Genomic DNA, 16,454 nt, shown 5'->3' with positions numbered 1-16,454 from the left:
TTTTTCCTTTAGGCGATAATCGCGTGTGCCAAATCTTGGTACGCCATAGAGCCGCTTGATTTTACATCGTACAAAATTGCCGGTTTACCGAAACTCGGAGATTCGGCAAGTTTTACATTACGAGGGATAACGATAAAATCGTCTTCTCCTCCCGATTTAAACAATTTTGACTGAAAATGCTGACGTAAATCTGCGAATACTTGACGTGACAAATTGTTTTGCGCACTGTACATCGTCGGCAAGAAACCTTTGATTGTCAATTTTGGATTGATCGTTTTACGCACCAATTTAACGGTATTCAGAAGCTGTGCCAAACCTTCCAATGCAAAAAATTCGCATTGGATAGGAATAATAACCGAGTTGGATGCCGATAATGCATTAATTGTCATCGGCCCCAGTGCCGGAGGGGAATCAATGATGACATAATCATATTCATCTTTAACCTGTGCAATGGCACGTTTTAAAATGAGTTCACGCCCTGTCGCATTATCCGCATCGTAATACTCTTTTTCAACCCCGACGAGACCGATATTCGACGGAGCTAAAAAAAGTTTCGGTAACGAGGTTTTGAGAATAATCTCTCGGAGTTTTTTTGCACCGATTAATACATGATAAATATTGAACTCATAATTGTTACGGTGATACCCTAATGAGGTGGTTGCATTAGCCTGCGGATCGGCATCGATCAGCAATACTTTTTTCTCTGCAACGGCTAGTGATGCGGCTAAATTGACGGCGGTTGTGGTTTTACCCACTCCCCCCTTTTGATTGGCGATAACAATAACTTCACTCATCGTAAACTAAATATCCTTTGGCCATCGCATAAGAGTGATCCGTCTTCAAGCAAAACGGCCTTTTCTAATGCAACTTTTTCATTATTGTTGTGGGTAAAAAAATCTCTACTGTTTTCAAATTCTATCTGGTAATTACTAAAAATCAGCTTCCACGATGGTAATTTTTTAAACAACTCACTATAGAGTTCTGTTAAATCGTATGCGTCGATTGCAATATCAATTTTTTCAAAATTCTCAGGCGCTGAAACTAGATTCATCCCTATACCGCATACCAGTGTTTCACCGATAAGATTCGTGATGACACCGCCTATTTTTTTGTTCCCGAGATAAAAATCATTCGGCCACTTAAGCCATACCTTTGAGCCGAGAGAGCTTAAAAGCTCTTTCATCAAAAAAGCGAAATAGATCGATGAGGATTCAAGTTTCAAATCATCCGGAAGCATTGCACGCGGAATGGCAAGTGAAATAAAAAGATTCCCTTTCGAGCCAATCCAACTATTGCCGCGTGAACCTTTACCTAAGGTTTGAGAGCGTGCACCGATACAAACGGGAGGATATAACCTTGAAGCTTTCAGTTCTTCCAAGAGATAGCTTTGAGTCGACTCAAGCGACTCAAACCAATGGATGTCCACACCCGATCCGTTTTCCGTTGAGATAATCAACGACTGAAGTCTCTTGTTTAGAAGGGGCTTGAACAGATGTAATACGAAGAGAGCCTTTTGTGCACTGGACTAGAATACTCTCTTTATCAACCTGGGTGATGATTCCCGCATCACCGTGACTGTTCTCTTCTTCCAATAGCATTGATTTGATTTTTAATCCCGATTCCGTGAATATTCCCGGCCATGGAGTGTAAGCTCGATAGCGGTTATAAATTTCACGTGCATCGGAGAAATCGATCAAACCGTCGGATTTAAGGATTTTTTTGCAGTGGGTAGCCTCGGCATCATTTTGTGCTACGGCACTTTCTCTATCCCAGTTTCGAATGGTATCCAGTGTCAATTCAACGGCACTGTCCGTTAAACGCTTATACAAAGACTCTACCATTTCATCTTCACCGATAGGGAGTGTCTTAATTTTAATAACGGCTCCCGTATCAAGCCCTTCATCCATCCACATGGCACTCACGCCGCTTTGGGGATCGTTGTTCAACAAACTTTGCTGAATCGGACTAGCACCGCGATAGTGAGGGAGAATAGAGGCGTGGAGATTGATACACGGTGCATGATCTAAAATCGCTTTAGGGAGAATCTGCCCGTATGCCGCGACAATGATCATATCGCACGGTGTTGCCAACACATCATTAACTACTGCTTCATCACGAAGTCTGTTAGGCTGTACCACGGGGATATTAGCTTTTTCTGCCACGACTTTTACGATGGGTGGAGTTAAAACCCCTTTTCGACCTACCGGCTTATCGGGCTGAGTAAAAACACTTACCACTTCGATATCATTCGCTTCAATCAACGCTTCTAAAATCGAGGCCGCATAATCGGGGGTCCCCATAAAAATAACACGGGTCATTTATAGTACCTCTGAGGCTTTAAACAAACTGCCCCCACGATGCTCACTCGCAATCAAAAAGCTTTTAGCATCACTCAAATCAAATCCGCTTGCTAAAAACATAGCGCCGCCTCGCTTGAGGAGAAAATCAGCCGCTTTGAGCTTCGTCACGATACCCCCCGTCGCAAAATTATGGTTCGGTGTCACTTCAAGCGATAACTCCTCAGGAGTAACAGCCTCAATTCGTGAACGGACTTTTGCATCACTGTGACTTCGAGGGTCTTTATCATAATAGGCATCGATATCGGATAGTATCACTAAAAGTTCAGCACCGAAGTGGTGCGCCGCATAGGCGGATAGCTGATCGTTATCCCCTAAAACAAGCTCTTCCGTTGCCGTCGCATCGTTTTCATTGATAATGGGAACAACGTTGTGTTTTAGCAGTGTTTCGATAGTATCTTTCGCTTTTTGCGATTCTTCGGCGGTGTTGAAGTTGGCCGCTGTAACTAAGACTTGAGAGGGGAGAATACTATAATGCTCAAACATTTTACGGTATTTGTTCATGAGTATCGGCTGACCGATCGAAGCGAGGGCTTGTTTGTTCGCCAAAACCTTTTTATCGAGTTTCAGTTCCGTGTAACCTGCCGCAACGGCACCCGATGAGACGAGAATCACTTCATATGTTTTTTTAAGCTCAGCGATAAAATCGACGAGGTTTTGCATACGATCTTTTGCGATGTGATTATGTTCGCTTAAAACGGCGCTGCCTACTTTAACAACGATCCGCTTCATTTGCGCTCCGTTACGACCATTTGATAGAGTGCGTAGGTCAATGGTTTAATATTAAGGTTAATCGCTGAAGAGATCGGTGCTATAAATGCCGGTTTTTTAGAGTCATAAAACGCTCTGTCAAAATCTTCTTGTTCATAAACCGGATATTCGTCACTAAATGCAAATCGACTCTTTTTAACCGGAGCAAGATTGACTAATTTCAAAAAGGCATTGGTTTTTTCTATCGCCTCATCCGGGCTCATCGCATCGGCACGGGTCAAGGCGATCGCAAAATTGCGCTCTGCCAAAAGAGGTGAGAATTTTTCAAGCTCTTGTTTAAGAGTTTCATACTGATATTCAAGCTCATGATACGACGCTAAATCGATCATAAAAAGGAGAGTTTTTGTTCTCTCAATATGGCGAAGAAATTTAAGACCAAGCCCTTTTCCCTCAGACGCCCCACCGATAATTCCGGGGATATCCGCCATAATGTACGAGTCGAATTCACCGATATTAATCTGACCGAGTTTCGGAGTCAATGTCGTAAACTCATAATTGGCTACTTCGGGACGAGCGTTAGAGACGGTAGAGATCAATGTCGATTTACCGACATTCGGGAACCCCACCAAACCCACATCCGCGATGAGTTTAAGATCAAGTCGAAGAACACGCGTAATCGCAGGTTCACCCGGTTGGGCATACATCGGTTTTTGGTTCGTTGAGGATTTGAAGTGGACATTTCCAAGTCCGCCTCGCCCCCCTTCTAAAAAGAGAACCTCTTTACCGTCTTCTAAAAGATCAAGTAGTACTTCGCCTGTTTCAACATCGACAACCTGCGTTCCCGGAGGGACAACAACGACGAGTCGCTTACCCGCTTTACCGGCCATATTAGAGCCGGATCCCGGTTGACCTTTGTCCGCTTTGAGGTTTTTGTTCCCTTGGAAGTGTGCAAGAGTATGGGTATTGTTGTCTACTTTGAAATAAACATCACCTCCACGACCGCCATCGCCACCGTTAGGACCACCTTGAAGGACATATTTCTCCCGTCTGAAAGCAACACACCCTGCTCCCCCTTTTCCTGAGGAGACGGTAATTTCTACACTATCACTAAACATGGATGTCCTTAAAGTTGTTTTGAACATTTGCCTCTAATGAGACAACTATTATTTGCTTAACACTGTACTTCGATTCTCAAGTACACGATTAAAAAGATAATTTAGGAAATGGATTCAAAATCGGGCGATAGCCCGATGTAAGTGAAAATTATGCGGCAGGGATGATAGAAACTTGCTTGCGTTTTTTGTCTTTACGTTCAAACGCAACGACACCGTCAACCAACGCATACAATGTGTGGTCTTTACCCATACCCATGTTTTTACCCGGGTGAACTTTTGTTCCGCGTTGACGGATAACAATGTTACCTGCTCTTACGAATTCACCACCGTATTTTTTGACACCGAGTCTACGTCCCGCTGAGTCGCGGTTATTCTGTGTACTACCCTGACCTTTCTTATGAGCCATGCTGTCCTCCTACTTTTATAATAATTACGCAGCGATCTTAATGATGCGAACGCGTGTGTGATCTCGTCTGAAACCACGTTTCAATTTACTGTCTTTACGACGACGTTTTTTGTAGATCACGACTTTACGGTCACGACCTTCATTGATAACCTCAGCAGTAACAACAGCACCCTCTACGAATGGAGTACCGGTTTTAAGTTCACCGTTATTAACGGCAAGAACTTCTTTGATTTCGACGGTGGCTTTAGGATCAAGTCCCATTTTATCGAACAAAAGGATATCACCCTCTTGAACTTTATACTGTTTTCCGCCGTTTTTGATAATTGCGTACATTAGCGTTCCTTACTTACAAGTCTACAAAAAGTGGCGAATTATAGCCAACGTTTATTTAAGCTTAAATTAAAGCGATAGCATCAATCTCAACAAGTGCATTTTTTGGCAATGTTTTCACAGCTACGGTAGAGCGTACAGGCTTATGATCACGGAACGCATCCGCATAAACAGCATTAACGGCTACAAAATCATTCATGTCTGCTAAAAAGATAGTCGTTTTAACAACTTTGTCCAATGAACTCCCTGATGCTTCTAAAACTGCTTTGAGGTTAGCGAGTACCTGTGTGCATTGAACTTTAACATCTCCTTCTAACATTTCTCCGGAAGGGGTTAATGCAATTTGACCCGATGTAAAAACCATTCCGTTCGCAATCATTGCCTGAGAATAGGGTCCGATCGCCGCAGGTGCATTCGGGGTTTGGATACTTTTCATACTATTTTTCCTTTATTTTTTTGTTTTACGCAATGCGTCATCGAGAATCGATTGATAATCTTCAACCGGCCAATATCCGGGCATTGAATAGAGTATTTTGCCATTACCGTCTAAAAAATAGCTCATCGGCACCATTTTTGCAGTCAGATTTTTAGGATACACACTCTTGTCCCGTGTTAAATGGACAGGGACAAAACGACTGTTTATTTTAGAGACGATCTCATCATCTGATAGCGTTGTTGCTTCAAGTTTTCGACACCATCGGCACTGCTCAGTTGTAATAATGACCAACATGGGCTTTGACTCTTTTTTTGCTTTGGCTTGTGCTTGCTCATACGTATCGTTCCAAGCAATATCACTCGCAAAGAGATTAGCCATCAAGAGTGCTAATAGCGCTAATTTTTTCATTTCAACCCTTTTTTGAAAAACGGAATTTTACCGAAAATTATGAATTAACTTTGTAAAAACAGCATAAAGATTTTCTACCTCAGCAATCGATGTCCGCTCATTGGGGGCATGTATCGTGTCATTGATGACACCGAATTCGATCACATCAATACCGTAGGCGGCAATAAAGCGTGCGTCTGATGTGCCGCCTGCCGTAGAATTTTTCGGTGTTATCGCGCAAACTGAACCGATAGCTTCTGAAAGTGCCTTTACAATCGTTGTATCCGCATCGGTCACAAAAGGGTGTGCCGATTGATCCAATGTCAATGTATACTCCATCCCTTCCATCTGTGATGCAATAAACACCCCTATTTTTGCTTCATCCGTACGGGTTGAGTTTCGGACATTAAACATCATCTTAAGTTTGCCCGGTGAGACGTTAGTCGTCTCGATCCCAGCACGAATATCGGTAATGACGATCTGACTTGGGGCGAAATACTCATCTCCATCATCCAAAAAAGCCCCGGCTATGTTGGATAGAACAGGTGCAATCTGATGGACAGGGTTGATCGCTTTTTCAGGATACGCCGCATGTCCTTGTTTCCCTATAATTTCGAGAACACCGTTAATCGAACCTCGACGCCCTACTTTGATTGCATCCCCAAATCTCTCTTCACACGTCGGTTCTGCAACGACAACGGCATCGGGAAGCAGATTGTGTTCTTTAAGATACGCCAATACCTCAACCGTCCCGTATTTTGCCGGCCCCTCTTCATCGGAGGTCAGCAGAATCGAAAGAGTGCCATTGAAATCGTCCGCTTCTTTAAGAGCTTGGGTAAAAGCCGCCACACCGCTTTTCATGTCTTGTGCACCACGGGCATAGATATATCCCTCAATCTCAGTTGCCACAAAAGGATTGGTATTCCACCCCTCCCCTGCAGGGACGACATCGACATGTCCGGCGAAACAGAGGTGTTTTCCCTCTCCGAAACGACGATAGGCAAACAGGTTTTTCACCCCTTCTCGATCGATTCGTAGTATCTCAAAATCATTGAGATACTCTGACAAAAATTCAAAAATTCCACCATCTTCGGGAGTGACACTCGGTGATTCCAAAAGGTGTTTAAATAGCTCTATAACGTTCAATGTGAATCCTCTTTTAATTGCGTCTCATACTCAAGACGTAAACCATTCGGTGTCATTATAAAACCTTGCAGTTTGATTTTGCCTTGTGAAATCTCTCCTGTGTGTGTTTTACATAGAGGTATAAGATGGTGATGCTCTTTTGAAAAACTGTTTTTTTGCGGATTTCGTACCAATGCCCCGCAAATCACACATTCACATGCAACCACTTCGCGATAGCGTTTAATGTACTCTTTTTGATTTCCTAATTCTAATACATCGTATTCTTTAGCCAAATTTTCCCGTAACCGCTTGGCATTGGTTAAAAAGTTTGGATTCATATGGAGCGATTCGGCAAATTCCAAACCGTACACACTGCTCCCCCTCCCCGATTTAAGAAGTCGGTCATAGATCAAACGATCACTTGTCTCATCATAGCGGACACTCAAATGAAGATTAACCACTTCACGCAAACGGCTAAGCTCACTTATCATGGAGAGTTGGTGCAAATGTGTCGTCATTAAAAACAAGCACCCTTTACGGGACAGTTCCATAATTGTACTCGCAACAATAGCAACCGCAGACAATGTTTCGGTACCGTGGCTAATCTCATCACCTAACACCAGTGAACGCTCTGTTGCACGGCTAAATATAGTATTAAGTTCTAGCATCTCTACCCCGAAAGTGGAGAGCGATTTTGCCACATTGTCCCGTGATTGTATGCGGGTATAAAGCGCGTCAAAGAGGGAAAATTTCATCGCCTTCGCAGGAACAAAAAAACCGCTTTGCGCCAAAGCTACAGAAATGCCGATACTTTTCATCAACGAAGACTTCCCGCTGGAGTTGATTCCATAGAGGAGTACCCCGCGAATGTTTGAGCCATCATGTACTTTGGAATCCAACATAACCGTGTCAGGATAAGGGAGATCGAGATAATCACGATTTCCCATCACGATGTCATTAGGGACATAGGCAATTCCCTGTGCTTCCACTAGTAAATGGCGCAAACCACTCATTTGTAAAAAATTTTCATTTGAAGATTCAATAATAGTTGGACGGACTAGAGCGTATTTTTGGGCATTAATCGCCGATGCAACCGCAACGTCGATTTGAGCGATCCACTCCATTATATTCCTCACAAAAGGAATTTGAGCCTCCATCCATTGTCTCTCATGATAATGATTTCGTAGCTCAATCTCCCACCCCTCTTGGGTACAATTAGAAGAGAGTACTTTACTCATATTATGTTTCTGGCAATAGTGTTGTATTTCAATAACGATTGAAAAGGAGTGAAGAATATTCTCAATCTCAGCCATCTGATTATTTTTAAGACGCCACCACAAAAGCTCTATGTCTCCAATCTCCCCCAAACGTTCCGCTAACCATGTAGCGTGCGGGTTAACAGAATCGATCCAATCGTAGCGGATGTTGAGTTCTCTGGAGTCTTTGATCGGTAAAAACAGCCGAAAGCGGCCTAACCGTTTTCCCATAGGGGTTGACATAGTCATAAAAAGGTTGGCGATACTGGGGGTTCTTGGATCGATTGTCGAAATTTCGAGCTGCTCAAGGGCATTATTCCCAAGTTCCATGAGCTGCGATGTTTCCAAAAGAGCTGGAATAGCATATTCACGTGCACCGATGTGATTCAAATGATCGGCTACCAATGCCAGTGCTTGCGCACACAGGGGTCTATTCTCAAGACTGAAATGCTCTATCGGGCTTAAAAGAGAATAAACACCAAAAACTTTTTTGAATAATGCATTTTGTTCCGCACTCTCAAATATTCTTTCATTGTATCGGTACTCAAACATTGAAAAGTTAGTTGCAATTTCATCAAAAAATACTCGTGAAGACGCTCCGATAATCAGAGTACGGCTAGAAGTTACAAACAGTAAATGAAGTACCCGATCGATTGCGCTGTAAGGATGAGCGGGGTCTACCTCTATCTCACATAGCCACCCTTTTAATCCATAAGGCTCAAACATAGCCAACCCTATCGAATATCCGGCACTGTTACGGTCAATATATAAAGCTGCTTGAGACTCTTGCATACATTACCACCACTTTTATTTATAAACGGAGTTTATGGAGATAATTATACAAAAATGGTTCTCATTTAACTTTTATTTTAGTAACAATCAAGTTATAATCACATTTTTATATTTTACTCTAAGTTTAGGATATACCGAATGAAGCGCCCCACACCGCTCAACGAAGAAGTTTTATTTGACGGACGAAGTTTGATTTCAGAAACCGATACCAGAGGTATCATCACCTACGTTAATCGTAAATTTACTGAAATGACCGGATATACCGCAGTAGAAGCAGTCGGACAGCCCCACAGTCTATTGCGCCATCCCGATATGCCAAAAGCAGGATTTGAGGGAATGTGGAAAATAATCGAAAGCGGTAAAATTTGGGAAGGGTACGTGAAGAATCTTCGCAAAGACGGCAAGTTTTACTGGGTAGTTGTCCATATCGTCCCAAAACTCGATGAACATGGAGAAATTATCGGCTATATCGCCTCACGTAAAATGCCTGACCGCAATCGTCTCAAAGTCATCGAAGAACAATACAAAGAGTTACTCGCTCAAGAGCGCTAAATCTTCTCTCTGAGCCACTCTTTTTGGCGATATACGCGCCAAAACCACCACCCTTTAATAAAAGTCTCGATAGTCATTGCCGCATAGATACCCAAAACTCCTCCGCCGAATGTCAAAATAAGATACGATGGGATAATCCTAAAAAGCCACAATGAACCGATCGAAATCTGCATACTCAGCTTCGTTGCTCCTGCACCTCGCAGCGCACCGCTTAAAACAAATGTCAGGGCAAGGGGAATTTGAGCAATACCGACAAGACGTAAATAGAGTGCCGCTTGATCTATCGTCGCACTGTCGTTCGTAAAAAATCGGATCAATATCTCAGGAATAGTGAATAAAATTATCCCGACACTCCCCATAAAAACCATCGCTATCTTAGCACTCAACACTCCCGACTCATACGCGTGATCGTATTGACGCGAACCGATGTACTGCCCTGCCAACACCATCGCAGCCACAGAAAACCCAAATCCCGGCATAAACGCTAATGCCTCAATACGTAATCCGATCTGATATCCCGCTAGAGCTTCCGTCCCCTGTGAAGCGATCATCATAACAAATAATAAAAACGATGTCACTCCGACAACCCTCTCTATCGCAGCAGGAGTTCCGATTGCAATCATTTTTTTCAGATCACTCAGGAAAAATATCGGATAGATTCCCAATACGCCCCCTTTTCGGATTAAAAGCCATCCATAGATGACAACACTGAATCCATACGCACACACCGTCGCGTACGCTGCCCCCTCGACCCCCATCGCCTCAAATCCGCCGTGTCCGAAAATAAAGAGGTAATTCAATCCGGCATTAAGGAATGCGGAAGCGATTTTAATAAAAAGGGAGGTCCGTGTATCACCCGCGGCGGAAAGGGCACTGTACGCCAATGTATCGAGAAAAATAAGCCCCATCCCCAAAGAGAGAATTCCGAAATATCCGCTCCCAAGAGCAATAACCTCTTCACTTGAACCCATCCAGCGAAAAAAATCGGCCGAAAAACTCCATCCTATTGCCCCGACGATAAGTGATCCTGCCACGGCTACCCACAATCCGACAAAAACCACTGCCGAAGCGCGATGAACTCTCCCGCTCCCGATATAACGGGAAATTAACGCACTCGAACCGACAGCATAAAAAGTCATTACAGCCTGAATCACCATCATGAACTGCATCGATAATCCGACCGCTGCCAATGCTGCAACCCCCAGAGCACCTACCATAAGCATATCAATGAGGATTTGGACAATATCAAGAAAATGTTTTAATGCAGCGGGAATTGCTAGGTGTAATACACGTTGCTTCATAAGTAAGGTATTCAGTTTTGAATCTTTTGGGCAATCTCTTGCATAAGGGTGAAAAGTTCCTCTTTTGTCTCAAATCGCAATTCTATACGGTTGAGCGGAACTTCACCCACCGGATCAAAATCACAAATCAAAACATACGCTTCAAGGGTAATCTGTTCTGCTTTGAGTTCCGCCCATTCCAGGGAAACCGATGCACTCTCCCCTCCGGCACTGATAAGTGCGGCAGGATAGAGGCGAGTAATTTTGCTCAAATCAATCTCCTGTCCCTCAACTACCACTATCATCTCTTGTTTCATTCAAACTCCTTAAGTTCATACGTTCGCCGTACCCATTCGTAATAAAAAGCCGCGATCAAAAACACTCCCCCTAAAATGAGGGTAATCATCCCTAAAGTCATTCCTAATACCGCCAGATAACCGATCAATAAAGAGACAAATGCACCTACACCTAAAAAAACCATATCGTTATAGGCAATGACCCGACCGTAAAAATCACTCTGGGTATGATGCTGCAATAAAGTGTAGGTATACGACCATAATGTCGTCGTCACAAACCCGACCGCTACCGAAGCAATCAGTGATCCGTAAAAATTATCAATCAATAGTGCCCACAATGCTATCGCACCCGCTTCGGCAAAAAAGAGCCACCCTAACCGCGCATTATTAATCCAATGCCCCAATACAATCGGACCGATAACCAACCCAAAGGCACGTGCGGCATTGAGCAATCCTATCCCTAACGATACCGCAATGATTTGCGAATAGTACTGTTTTGCCGCCAATGCAACCAGTGCATCAAATGCCGTAAAACCGAGAATCGCATGAAGTATCATCAAATGGTACACAATGGGATTATTGCGGATATAGACAAATGCCTCTTTCATCATCGCCGTAAATTTTGCACTATTTTCGGAGAGTTCAATCTCTATTTTTAGAGTAGAAGCCAGAATGAGTACGATCACAAATAGTCCCGCATCAAGCAGAAAAGCCGCTGTTACCCCTACCCAATAAACAACCAGACCGCTTAATGCCATTCCTAACGTGTACGACAATGACCAAATAATTGAATGAATTTCATTCGCCGTTTGAAGGGATTTACCTTCCAAAATTCTCGGAAGAAGCGACATCTCCACCGTAAAATGAAAGCTCGAAGCCCCCATTCGGATAAATACCAGTACATAGAGTAACCATAACATCCCTACATTATCCACACTGATTAATGAGAGAGTACAAAGAATTTCAATGAGAGTCAGAAATATCATCAACCGTTTCGGATGGATACGGTCAAGTATTACGCCACTTAGAGGAGCTTGAAATACGCCGGGTAAAAAATGGAGTGCCGCGACCAGAGCAATCGTCGCTGCATCGGCTCCCATTTGTATCAAAAGGGTATAAATCGCGACATTGCTAAACCATGCACCGAAATACGCCAATAATTGAATTAAAGAGAGGCGGCGAAGGAGCGGTTCATTGCGTAAAAGAGTTACATAACGTTTCATAAGTGCAAGGGTATCATGTGAATATTAAAGTTTTTATTTTCATTGACGATTTAGGGGTAGAAATTGCCTCATAATTTTTATCAGGAGAATTACAATGGAAATCTTCCAAACAACCGCAAAGATGCAGCAAAGCCAGAGTGTTGCACCAAAACAAAACGTTGCAGATGTTCAAAGTGTCCAGCAGATGCAAAAAGCACAAATCCATCAGGATAAAGTTGCCCAAAGTGTTACAGAGCAAAAAACGACAAAAATTGATTCCCAAGAGCAAATGGATAAATTGATCGATCAGCTCAATCAATCCTTAAATCCGTTTAACACTACATTAAAATTTGGGTTTGACAACTCGTCGGACGATTTTTATGTATCCGTAGTCGAAACGAAGAGTAATCGTATGCTAAGACGTTTCCCCATCGAGCAAGCCGAAGCGCTTTTACCGAAAATGCAAGAGGTGAATGGACTTTTATTCGACCAAAAAGGGTAATTCCCTTCAAAATTAACTAACTTTTATTCGAAACAATCAAAGGAATTTTTATGAATACCAATCTAGCTTACAATACGTATACTCAAAATAATATCGGGGTAGAGTCTCCGGAAAAATTAGTACAAATGATGTATGAGGGGATCTTACGCTTCAATATGCAGGCAAAACGCTCAATCCAGGATAATGATATTGAGCGACGTACCTACTGGATTAACCGTTCAAATGCTGTTGTCAGTGAACTTATTAATATTTTAGATTACAATCAAGGCGATATTTCACTTTATTTATCAGGACTTTATTCCTATCAACTTCGTCTACTTGCAGAAGCCAATCTTTATAATGATTCAACCAAAATCGATCAAATAAATCAAGTGTTTAAAGGTCTTTTAGAAGCATGGAAAGAGAGTACTGATGTGGCTTACCAAGCTTAAAACAGCACTTATTCTTGAAGATTTTGAGACGCTCTCCTCTTTATTGGATGAGATGCCTCAGTTTGATACTCTCCAGCAAATAGAAGAAGCATCCTATCTTCTTGCACAAAGTAAAATATCCTTAGAGAAAAATAGAGCAGAGACTGCACATATCTTGCAACAGCTCAAAAATAGCCTCAATTTTCTAAAATCTACCCAAACAGAACCACCCTCTTCCCTAAATCTAAAATTTTAACCCTTTTCTCACTCTTTTTTTGATAAAATCGCGACATTCACTCCATTGTATATGGAGTAAGGGTATCAACGATAAGGATGCAGTTATGAAAAAAGAGGTTAAAAAAGTTGTTCTTGCCTATTCCGGCGGATTGGACACGAGTGTTATTTTAAAGTGGCTACAAGATGAGTACAAGTGCGAAGTTGTCACATTTACCGCAGATATCGGTCAAGGTGAAGAGGTAGAACCGGCTCGTGCAAAAGCGGTTAGCCTCGGTATTAAACCTGAAAACATCTATATCGAAGACCTTCGTGAAGAGTTTGTACGCGATTATGTTTTTCCGATGTTTCGTGCGAATGCGATTTATGAGGGTGAATACCTTCTCGGAACGTCTATTGCACGTCCTTTGATTGCAAAACGCCAAGCAGAAATTGCCCGTATCACGGGTGCCGATGCAGTCAGCCACGGTGCTACCGGAAAAGGAAACGACCAAGTCCGTTTCGAGATGGGCTACTTGGGACAAAACAGTGCACTTACTATTATCGCCCCTTGGCGTGAATGGGATTTGAACTCAAGAGAGAAACTTTTGGCCTATGCGGCAGAGCATGGTATCAAAATTGAAATGAGCGGTAAAAAATCACCATATTCTATGGATGCGAATCTACTTCATATCTCGTATGAGGGGGGAATCTTAGAAGATCCTGCCTCAGAGCCGGAAGAGAGCATGTGGCGCTGGACGGTATCTCCTCAAAATGCACCCGATGAAGCGGAGTACATTGAAATCGGTTACGAAAAAGGAGATCCTGTCAGCTTGAACGGCAAAGCCCTTTCACCTGCTGTTATGCTTGAGCAACTCAATATTATTGCAGGCCGCCACGGAATCGGGCGTGCCGACATTGTTGAAAATCGCTTTGTCGGAATGAAAAGCCGAGGATGCTACGAAACTCCGGGCGGAACCATTATGATCAAAGCGCACCGTGCTATCGAATCATTAACACTCGATCGCGAAGAGGCTCATTTAAAAGATGAATTAATGCCTCGCTACGCTAAATTGATCTATAACGGTTTTTGGTTCGCTCCTGAGCGCGAAATGCTTCAAGCCGCTATCGACAAAACCCAACAGAATGTTCGAGGGAGCGTTCGATTAAAACTTTATAAAGGAAACGTGATGGTTGTCGGACGCAGTTCGGATCTTTCATTGTTCAATCCTGAGTATTGTACGTTTGAAGAAGACTCTGTTTATGACCAAAAAGATGCAGGCGGATTTATCAAACTCAATGCACTTCGTTTTATCATTGCCGGTAAAGCACGAAAAAATAAATAAGGAACTAGTATGAGCGGAACCATTACTAAAATTGATCCAGAATCTCTCGAGTTTAAAACTGAACTCGAAAAAACTGTCAAGTTTACCGATAAAGTATGTGCACAGTTTGGATTTGTCTACAATCCTGATGCTGAAATCAACCAAGGGATTCAATTCGGTTTAACTCGCAACAAATTAATGCACGGCAAACGATACTGCCCTTGTTTTTTCATTACCGGAAATAAAGAAGAAGATCGTATTTGCCCTTGTAAACCGGCATTAGAACATGAAATTCCTGAAGAGGGTGTTTGTCACTGTCAGATTTTTTGTACTCCTGAATTTGCGGCTTCACAAGCGAAAAGTGAAGAGATAGAAGAAATCGTTCACCAACACTCTCGCGGACTTACGAGGGAAGAGTGTCAAATACTCTTGAGTAAAAGCGACATCGACAGTGATGAGCTCACGGCACTTTTCGAAGCACGTGAACTTGGCATGGTTACGTTTAAAGTTGCAGACGTTCGTGAATGGATGGAGTGGAAAATGGGACGCATAGCCGGTGCAGACGTATTGGTTCCAACCAGCAGTTTCTTCCAAACTCTCACAGAGTCCAAATTAGATAAAGACGAAAATATTATCGTCTATTGTCATGTCGGAAGCCGTAGTGCTCACTGTCAACGTATTTTGAATGATATGGGCTACACCAAAGTTTCTAATTTGGCGCACGGTATCGTTTCCTATAGTGGTGAAATTGTACGCGGTTAATAAAGGATTAGAATGAAAGTATTATTGACAAAAGATGTCAAAGGGGTCGGAAAAGCCGGCGAAATCAAAGATGTAGCGGATGGCTACGGTAAAAACTTTTTAATCGGAAAAGGGCTCGCCCTTGCCGCTACGAATGAAGTTTTAAAAAAATATGAGTCGGAACAAAAGAAAAAAGCTGCCCATGAAGCCGCCGAAATTGAGCGGCTCAATGCCATCAAAGCTCAGCTTGCCGATATCAAAGTAACTATCGTTAAAAAACTCGGAAACACAGGGCATCTTTTTGGGGCTGTCACCAAAGAAGAGATTTCCGATGCTCTGAAGGCTCAGCACAATATCGAAATTGACAAAAAAGAGCTTGATGCCAAACACGGGATTAAAACAGCCGGTCTACATGACTTAGACCTCAAGCTCGGTCATGGAATCCATGCAACACTCCATTTAGAAGTCAAAGGAGAATAACGGATGTTTGATGCCACAACCATACTCGCTTATAAAGGTAAAAACAAAGCCGTTATCGGTGGAGATGGGCAAGTGACATTCGGACAAAGTATTCTCAAAAGCAATGCAACCAAAATTCGAACCCTCCATAACGGAGAGATTTTAGCAGGTTTTGCGGGTTCAACCGCCGATGCGTTTAACCTTTTTGATATGTTTGAAGAGCAGCTAGCACATCGTAAAGGGGAACTCATCAAAGCCGTAATCGACTTTTCAAAAGCATGGCGTAAAGACAAAGTGCTTCGTCGTTTGGAAGCGATGATGATTGTCCTCAATCAAGAACATATTTTTATCCTTACCGGAAACGGCGATGTCGTTGAACCCGAAGACGGTGAAATTGCCGCCATCGGAAGCGGCGGAAGTTATGCCATCGCAGCAGCACGTGCACTGAAAAAACATGCATCTTTGGATGAAGAATCACTGGTAAAAGAGAGCCTTAATGTTGCCGCTGATTTGTGTATCTATACAAATCACAATATTAAAACATTGAGTCTTGGATAAA

The 16,454-nt window shown here is 42.8% G+C and carries 22 protein-coding genes; 8 read left to right on the top strand and 14 right to left on the bottom strand.

What is annotated here, in order from left to right; translation table 11 throughout:
• Positions 1-8: 8 nt before the first annotated feature.
• The 11 genes from Q8O20_RS11150 to Q8O20_RS11100 all read right to left on the bottom strand — a co-directional run bounded on the left by Q8O20_RS11150 (position 9) and on the right by Q8O20_RS11100 (position 8,915).
• The gene (locus Q8O20_RS11150; protein ID WP_294894389.1) at positions 9-794 is read right to left on the bottom strand and encodes a ParA family protein; all 786 of its coding nucleotides are present in this window, start codon (positions 792-794) and stop codon (positions 9-11) included.
• Positions 791-1,456, bottom strand: coding sequence for a biotin--[acetyl-CoA-carboxylase] ligase (locus Q8O20_RS11145; protein WP_305531225.1), 666 nt, complete (start codon positions 1,454-1,456; stop codon positions 791-793). The genes Q8O20_RS11150 and Q8O20_RS11145 overlap by 4 nt, the downstream gene beginning before the upstream one ends.
• Entirely contained in the window at positions 1,407-2,318 is a 912-nt protein-coding gene (gene fmt, locus Q8O20_RS11140) for a methionyl-tRNA formyltransferase (RefSeq protein WP_305531224.1), read from the bottom strand. Before fmt ends, Q8O20_RS11145 begins: the two co-directional genes overlap by 50 nt.
• Complete coding sequence (gene proB / locus Q8O20_RS11135; RefSeq protein WP_305531223.1) at positions 2,319-3,089, bottom strand: glutamate 5-kinase; 771 nt, start codon at positions 3,087-3,089, stop codon at positions 2,319-2,321.
• The gene (gene obgE / locus Q8O20_RS11130; RefSeq protein WP_305531222.1) at positions 3,086-4,183 is read right to left on the bottom strand and encodes a GTPase ObgE; all 1,098 of its coding nucleotides are present in this window, start codon (positions 4,181-4,183) and stop codon (positions 3,086-3,088) included. The genes proB and obgE overlap by 4 nt, the downstream gene beginning before the upstream one ends.
• A gap of 148 nt (positions 4,184-4,331) precedes the next feature.
• Positions 4,332-4,589, bottom strand: coding sequence for a 50S ribosomal protein L27 (rpmA, locus tag Q8O20_RS11125; RefSeq protein ID WP_015654103.1), 258 nt, complete (start codon positions 4,587-4,589; stop codon positions 4,332-4,334).
• 24 nt (positions 4,590-4,613) lie between these two features.
• Complete coding sequence (gene rplU / locus Q8O20_RS11120) at positions 4,614-4,922, bottom strand: 50S ribosomal protein L21 (protein ID WP_294893895.1); 309 nt, start codon at positions 4,920-4,922, stop codon at positions 4,614-4,616.
• Between the two features lie 61 nt (positions 4,923-4,983).
• Positions 4,984-5,355 (bottom strand): RidA family protein, encoded by a 372-nt coding sequence (locus Q8O20_RS11115; RefSeq protein ID WP_294893897.1) that lies wholly within the window; start codon positions 5,353-5,355, stop codon positions 4,984-4,986.
• A 12-nt stretch (positions 5,356-5,367) separates the two neighbouring features.
• Positions 5,368-5,763: a thioredoxin family protein gene (locus Q8O20_RS11110; RefSeq protein WP_305531221.1), complete on the bottom strand. Its 396-nt coding sequence runs from the start codon at positions 5,761-5,763 to the stop codon at positions 5,368-5,370.
• A gap of 27 nt (positions 5,764-5,790) precedes the next feature.
• Positions 5,791-6,888 (bottom strand): succinyl-diaminopimelate desuccinylase, encoded by a 1,098-nt coding sequence (gene dapE, locus Q8O20_RS11105; protein WP_305531220.1) that lies wholly within the window; start codon positions 6,886-6,888, stop codon positions 5,791-5,793.
• Positions 6,885-8,915 carry a hypothetical protein gene (locus tag Q8O20_RS11100; protein WP_305531219.1) on the bottom strand — a complete coding sequence of 677 codons (2,031 nt, stop codon included), beginning with the start codon at positions 8,913-8,915 and terminating at the stop codon, positions 6,885-6,887. The genes dapE and Q8O20_RS11100 overlap by 4 nt, the downstream gene beginning before the upstream one ends.
• A 138-nt stretch (positions 8,916-9,053) precedes the next feature.
• On the opposite strand from Q8O20_RS11100, the gene Q8O20_RS11095 reads away from it, so the two are divergent.
• Complete coding sequence (locus Q8O20_RS11095; protein ID WP_304741054.1) at positions 9,054-9,467, top strand: PAS domain-containing protein; 414 nt, start codon at positions 9,054-9,056, stop codon at positions 9,465-9,467.
• Here the strand turns inward: Q8O20_RS11095 and Q8O20_RS11090 are convergent.
• Genes Q8O20_RS11090 through Q8O20_RS11080 form a run of 3 tightly spaced genes read right to left on the bottom strand, consistent with a single transcriptional unit; the run spans position 9,464 to position 12,266 of the window.
• The gene (locus tag Q8O20_RS11090; protein ID WP_304741056.1) at positions 9,464-10,768 is read right to left on the bottom strand and encodes an MATE family efflux transporter; all 1,305 of its coding nucleotides are present in this window, start codon (positions 10,766-10,768) and stop codon (positions 9,464-9,466) included. The genes Q8O20_RS11095 and Q8O20_RS11090 overlap by 4 nt on opposite strands.
• Before the next feature lie 11 nt (positions 10,769-10,779).
• Entirely contained in the window at positions 10,780-11,064 is a 285-nt protein-coding gene (locus Q8O20_RS11085) for a hypothetical protein (RefSeq protein WP_305531218.1), read from the bottom strand.
• Positions 11,061-12,266, bottom strand: coding sequence for an MFS transporter (locus Q8O20_RS11080; protein ID WP_305531217.1), 1,206 nt, complete (start codon positions 12,264-12,266; stop codon positions 11,061-11,063). Before Q8O20_RS11080 ends, Q8O20_RS11085 begins: the two co-directional genes overlap by 4 nt.
• Positions 12,267-12,360: 94 nt before the next feature.
• Between Q8O20_RS11080 and Q8O20_RS11075 the strand changes: the two genes are divergently transcribed.
• The 7 genes from Q8O20_RS11075 to hslV all read left to right on the top strand — a co-directional run bounded on the left by Q8O20_RS11075 (position 12,361) and on the right by hslV (position 16,453).
• Complete coding sequence (locus tag Q8O20_RS11075) at positions 12,361-12,747, top strand: flagellar protein FlaG (RefSeq protein ID WP_304741063.1); 387 nt, start codon at positions 12,361-12,363, stop codon at positions 12,745-12,747.
• 50 nt (positions 12,748-12,797) lie between these two features.
• On the top strand, positions 12,798-13,178 hold the full coding sequence (gene fliS / locus Q8O20_RS11070) for a flagellar export chaperone FliS (protein ID WP_304741065.1): 381 nt from the start codon (positions 12,798-12,800) through the stop codon (positions 13,176-13,178).
• Positions 13,159-13,413: a hypothetical protein gene (locus Q8O20_RS11065; RefSeq protein ID WP_305531216.1), complete on the top strand. Its 255-nt coding sequence runs from the start codon at positions 13,159-13,161 to the stop codon at positions 13,411-13,413. Before fliS ends, Q8O20_RS11065 begins: the two co-directional genes overlap by 20 nt.
• A gap of 85 nt (positions 13,414-13,498) precedes the next feature.
• On the top strand, positions 13,499-14,716 hold the full coding sequence (locus Q8O20_RS11060) for an argininosuccinate synthase (protein WP_304741069.1): 1,218 nt from the start codon (positions 13,499-13,501) through the stop codon (positions 14,714-14,716).
• 9 nt (positions 14,717-14,725) lie between these two features.
• Positions 14,726-15,457, top strand: a complete 732-nt coding sequence (locus Q8O20_RS11055; RefSeq protein ID WP_304741071.1) for a ferredoxin-thioredoxin reductase catalytic domain-containing protein — start codon at positions 14,726-14,728, stop codon at positions 15,455-15,457.
• A gap of 12 nt (positions 15,458-15,469) precedes the next feature.
• On the top strand, positions 15,470-15,916 hold the full coding sequence (gene rplI / locus Q8O20_RS11050; RefSeq protein WP_305531215.1) for a 50S ribosomal protein L9: 447 nt from the start codon (positions 15,470-15,472) through the stop codon (positions 15,914-15,916).
• A 3-nt stretch (positions 15,917-15,919) separates the two neighbouring features.
• Entirely contained in the window at positions 15,920-16,453 is a 534-nt protein-coding gene (gene hslV, locus Q8O20_RS11045) for an ATP-dependent protease subunit HslV (RefSeq protein WP_304741075.1), read from the top strand.
• The last annotated feature ends 1 nt before the right edge of the window (position 16,454 follow it).

Source organism: Sulfuricurvum sp., from assembly GCF_030691015.1.
Classification (GTDB): domain Bacteria; phylum Campylobacterota; class Campylobacteria; order Campylobacterales; family Sulfurimonadaceae; genus Sulfuricurvum.
The sequence above is the reverse complement of the archived record's forward strand: the minus strand, read 5'-3'. Positions and strand labels throughout refer to the sequence as shown.

Coding starts and splice junctions, on each gene's coding strand:
- Q8O20_RS11150 (WP_294894389.1), bottom strand. CDS start 794: ATGAGTGAAGTTATTGTTATCGCCAATCAAAAGGGGGGAGTGGGTAAA.
- fmt (WP_305531224.1), bottom strand. CDS start 2,318: ATGACCCGTGTTATTTTTATGGGGACCCCCGATTATGCGGCCTCGATT.
- proB (WP_305531223.1), bottom strand. CDS start 3,089: ATGAAGCGGATCGTTGTTAAAGTAGGCAGCGCCGTTTTAAGCGAACAT.
- obgE (WP_305531222.1), bottom strand. CDS start 4,183: ATGTTTAGTGATAGTGTAGAAATTACCGTCTCCTCAGGAAAAGGGGGA.
- rpmA (WP_015654103.1), bottom strand. CDS start 4,589: ATGGCTCATAAGAAAGGTCAGGGTAGTACACAGAATAACCGCGACTCA.
- rplU (WP_294893895.1), bottom strand. CDS start 4,922: ATGTACGCAATTATCAAAAACGGCGGAAAACAGTATAAAGTTCAAGAG.
- Q8O20_RS11115 (WP_294893897.1), bottom strand. CDS start 5,355: ATGAAAAGTATCCAAACCCCGAATGCACCTGCGGCGATCGGACCCTAT.
- Q8O20_RS11110 (WP_305531221.1), bottom strand. CDS start 5,763: ATGAAAAAATTAGCGCTATTAGCACTCTTGATGGCTAATCTCTTTGCG.
- Q8O20_RS11100 (WP_305531219.1), bottom strand. CDS start 8,915: ATGCAAGAGTCTCAAGCAGCTTTATATATTGACCGTAACAGTGCCGGA.
- Q8O20_RS11095 (WP_304741054.1), top strand. CDS start 9,054: ATGAAGCGCCCCACACCGCTCAACGAAGAAGTTTTATTTGACGGACGA.
- Q8O20_RS11090 (WP_304741056.1), bottom strand. CDS start 10,768: ATGAAGCAACGTGTATTACACCTAGCAATTCCCGCTGCATTAAAACAT.
- Q8O20_RS11085 (WP_305531218.1), bottom strand. CDS start 11,064: ATGAAACAAGAGATGATAGTGGTAGTTGAGGGACAGGAGATTGATTTG.
- Q8O20_RS11080 (WP_305531217.1), bottom strand. CDS start 12,266: ATGAAACGTTATGTAACTCTTTTACGCAATGAACCGCTCCTTCGCCGC.
- Q8O20_RS11075 (WP_304741063.1), top strand. CDS start 12,361: ATGGAAATCTTCCAAACAACCGCAAAGATGCAGCAAAGCCAGAGTGTT.
- fliS (WP_304741065.1), top strand. CDS start 12,798: ATGAATACCAATCTAGCTTACAATACGTATACTCAAAATAATATCGGG.
- Q8O20_RS11065 (WP_305531216.1), top strand. CDS start 13,159: ATGTGGCTTACCAAGCTTAAAACAGCACTTATTCTTGAAGATTTTGAG.
- Q8O20_RS11060 (WP_304741069.1), top strand. CDS start 13,499: ATGAAAAAAGAGGTTAAAAAAGTTGTTCTTGCCTATTCCGGCGGATTG.
- Q8O20_RS11055 (WP_304741071.1), top strand. CDS start 14,726: ATGAGCGGAACCATTACTAAAATTGATCCAGAATCTCTCGAGTTTAAA.
- rplI (WP_305531215.1), top strand. CDS start 15,470: ATGAAAGTATTATTGACAAAAGATGTCAAAGGGGTCGGAAAAGCCGGC.
- hslV (WP_304741075.1), top strand. CDS start 15,920: ATGTTTGATGCCACAACCATACTCGCTTATAAAGGTAAAAACAAAGCC.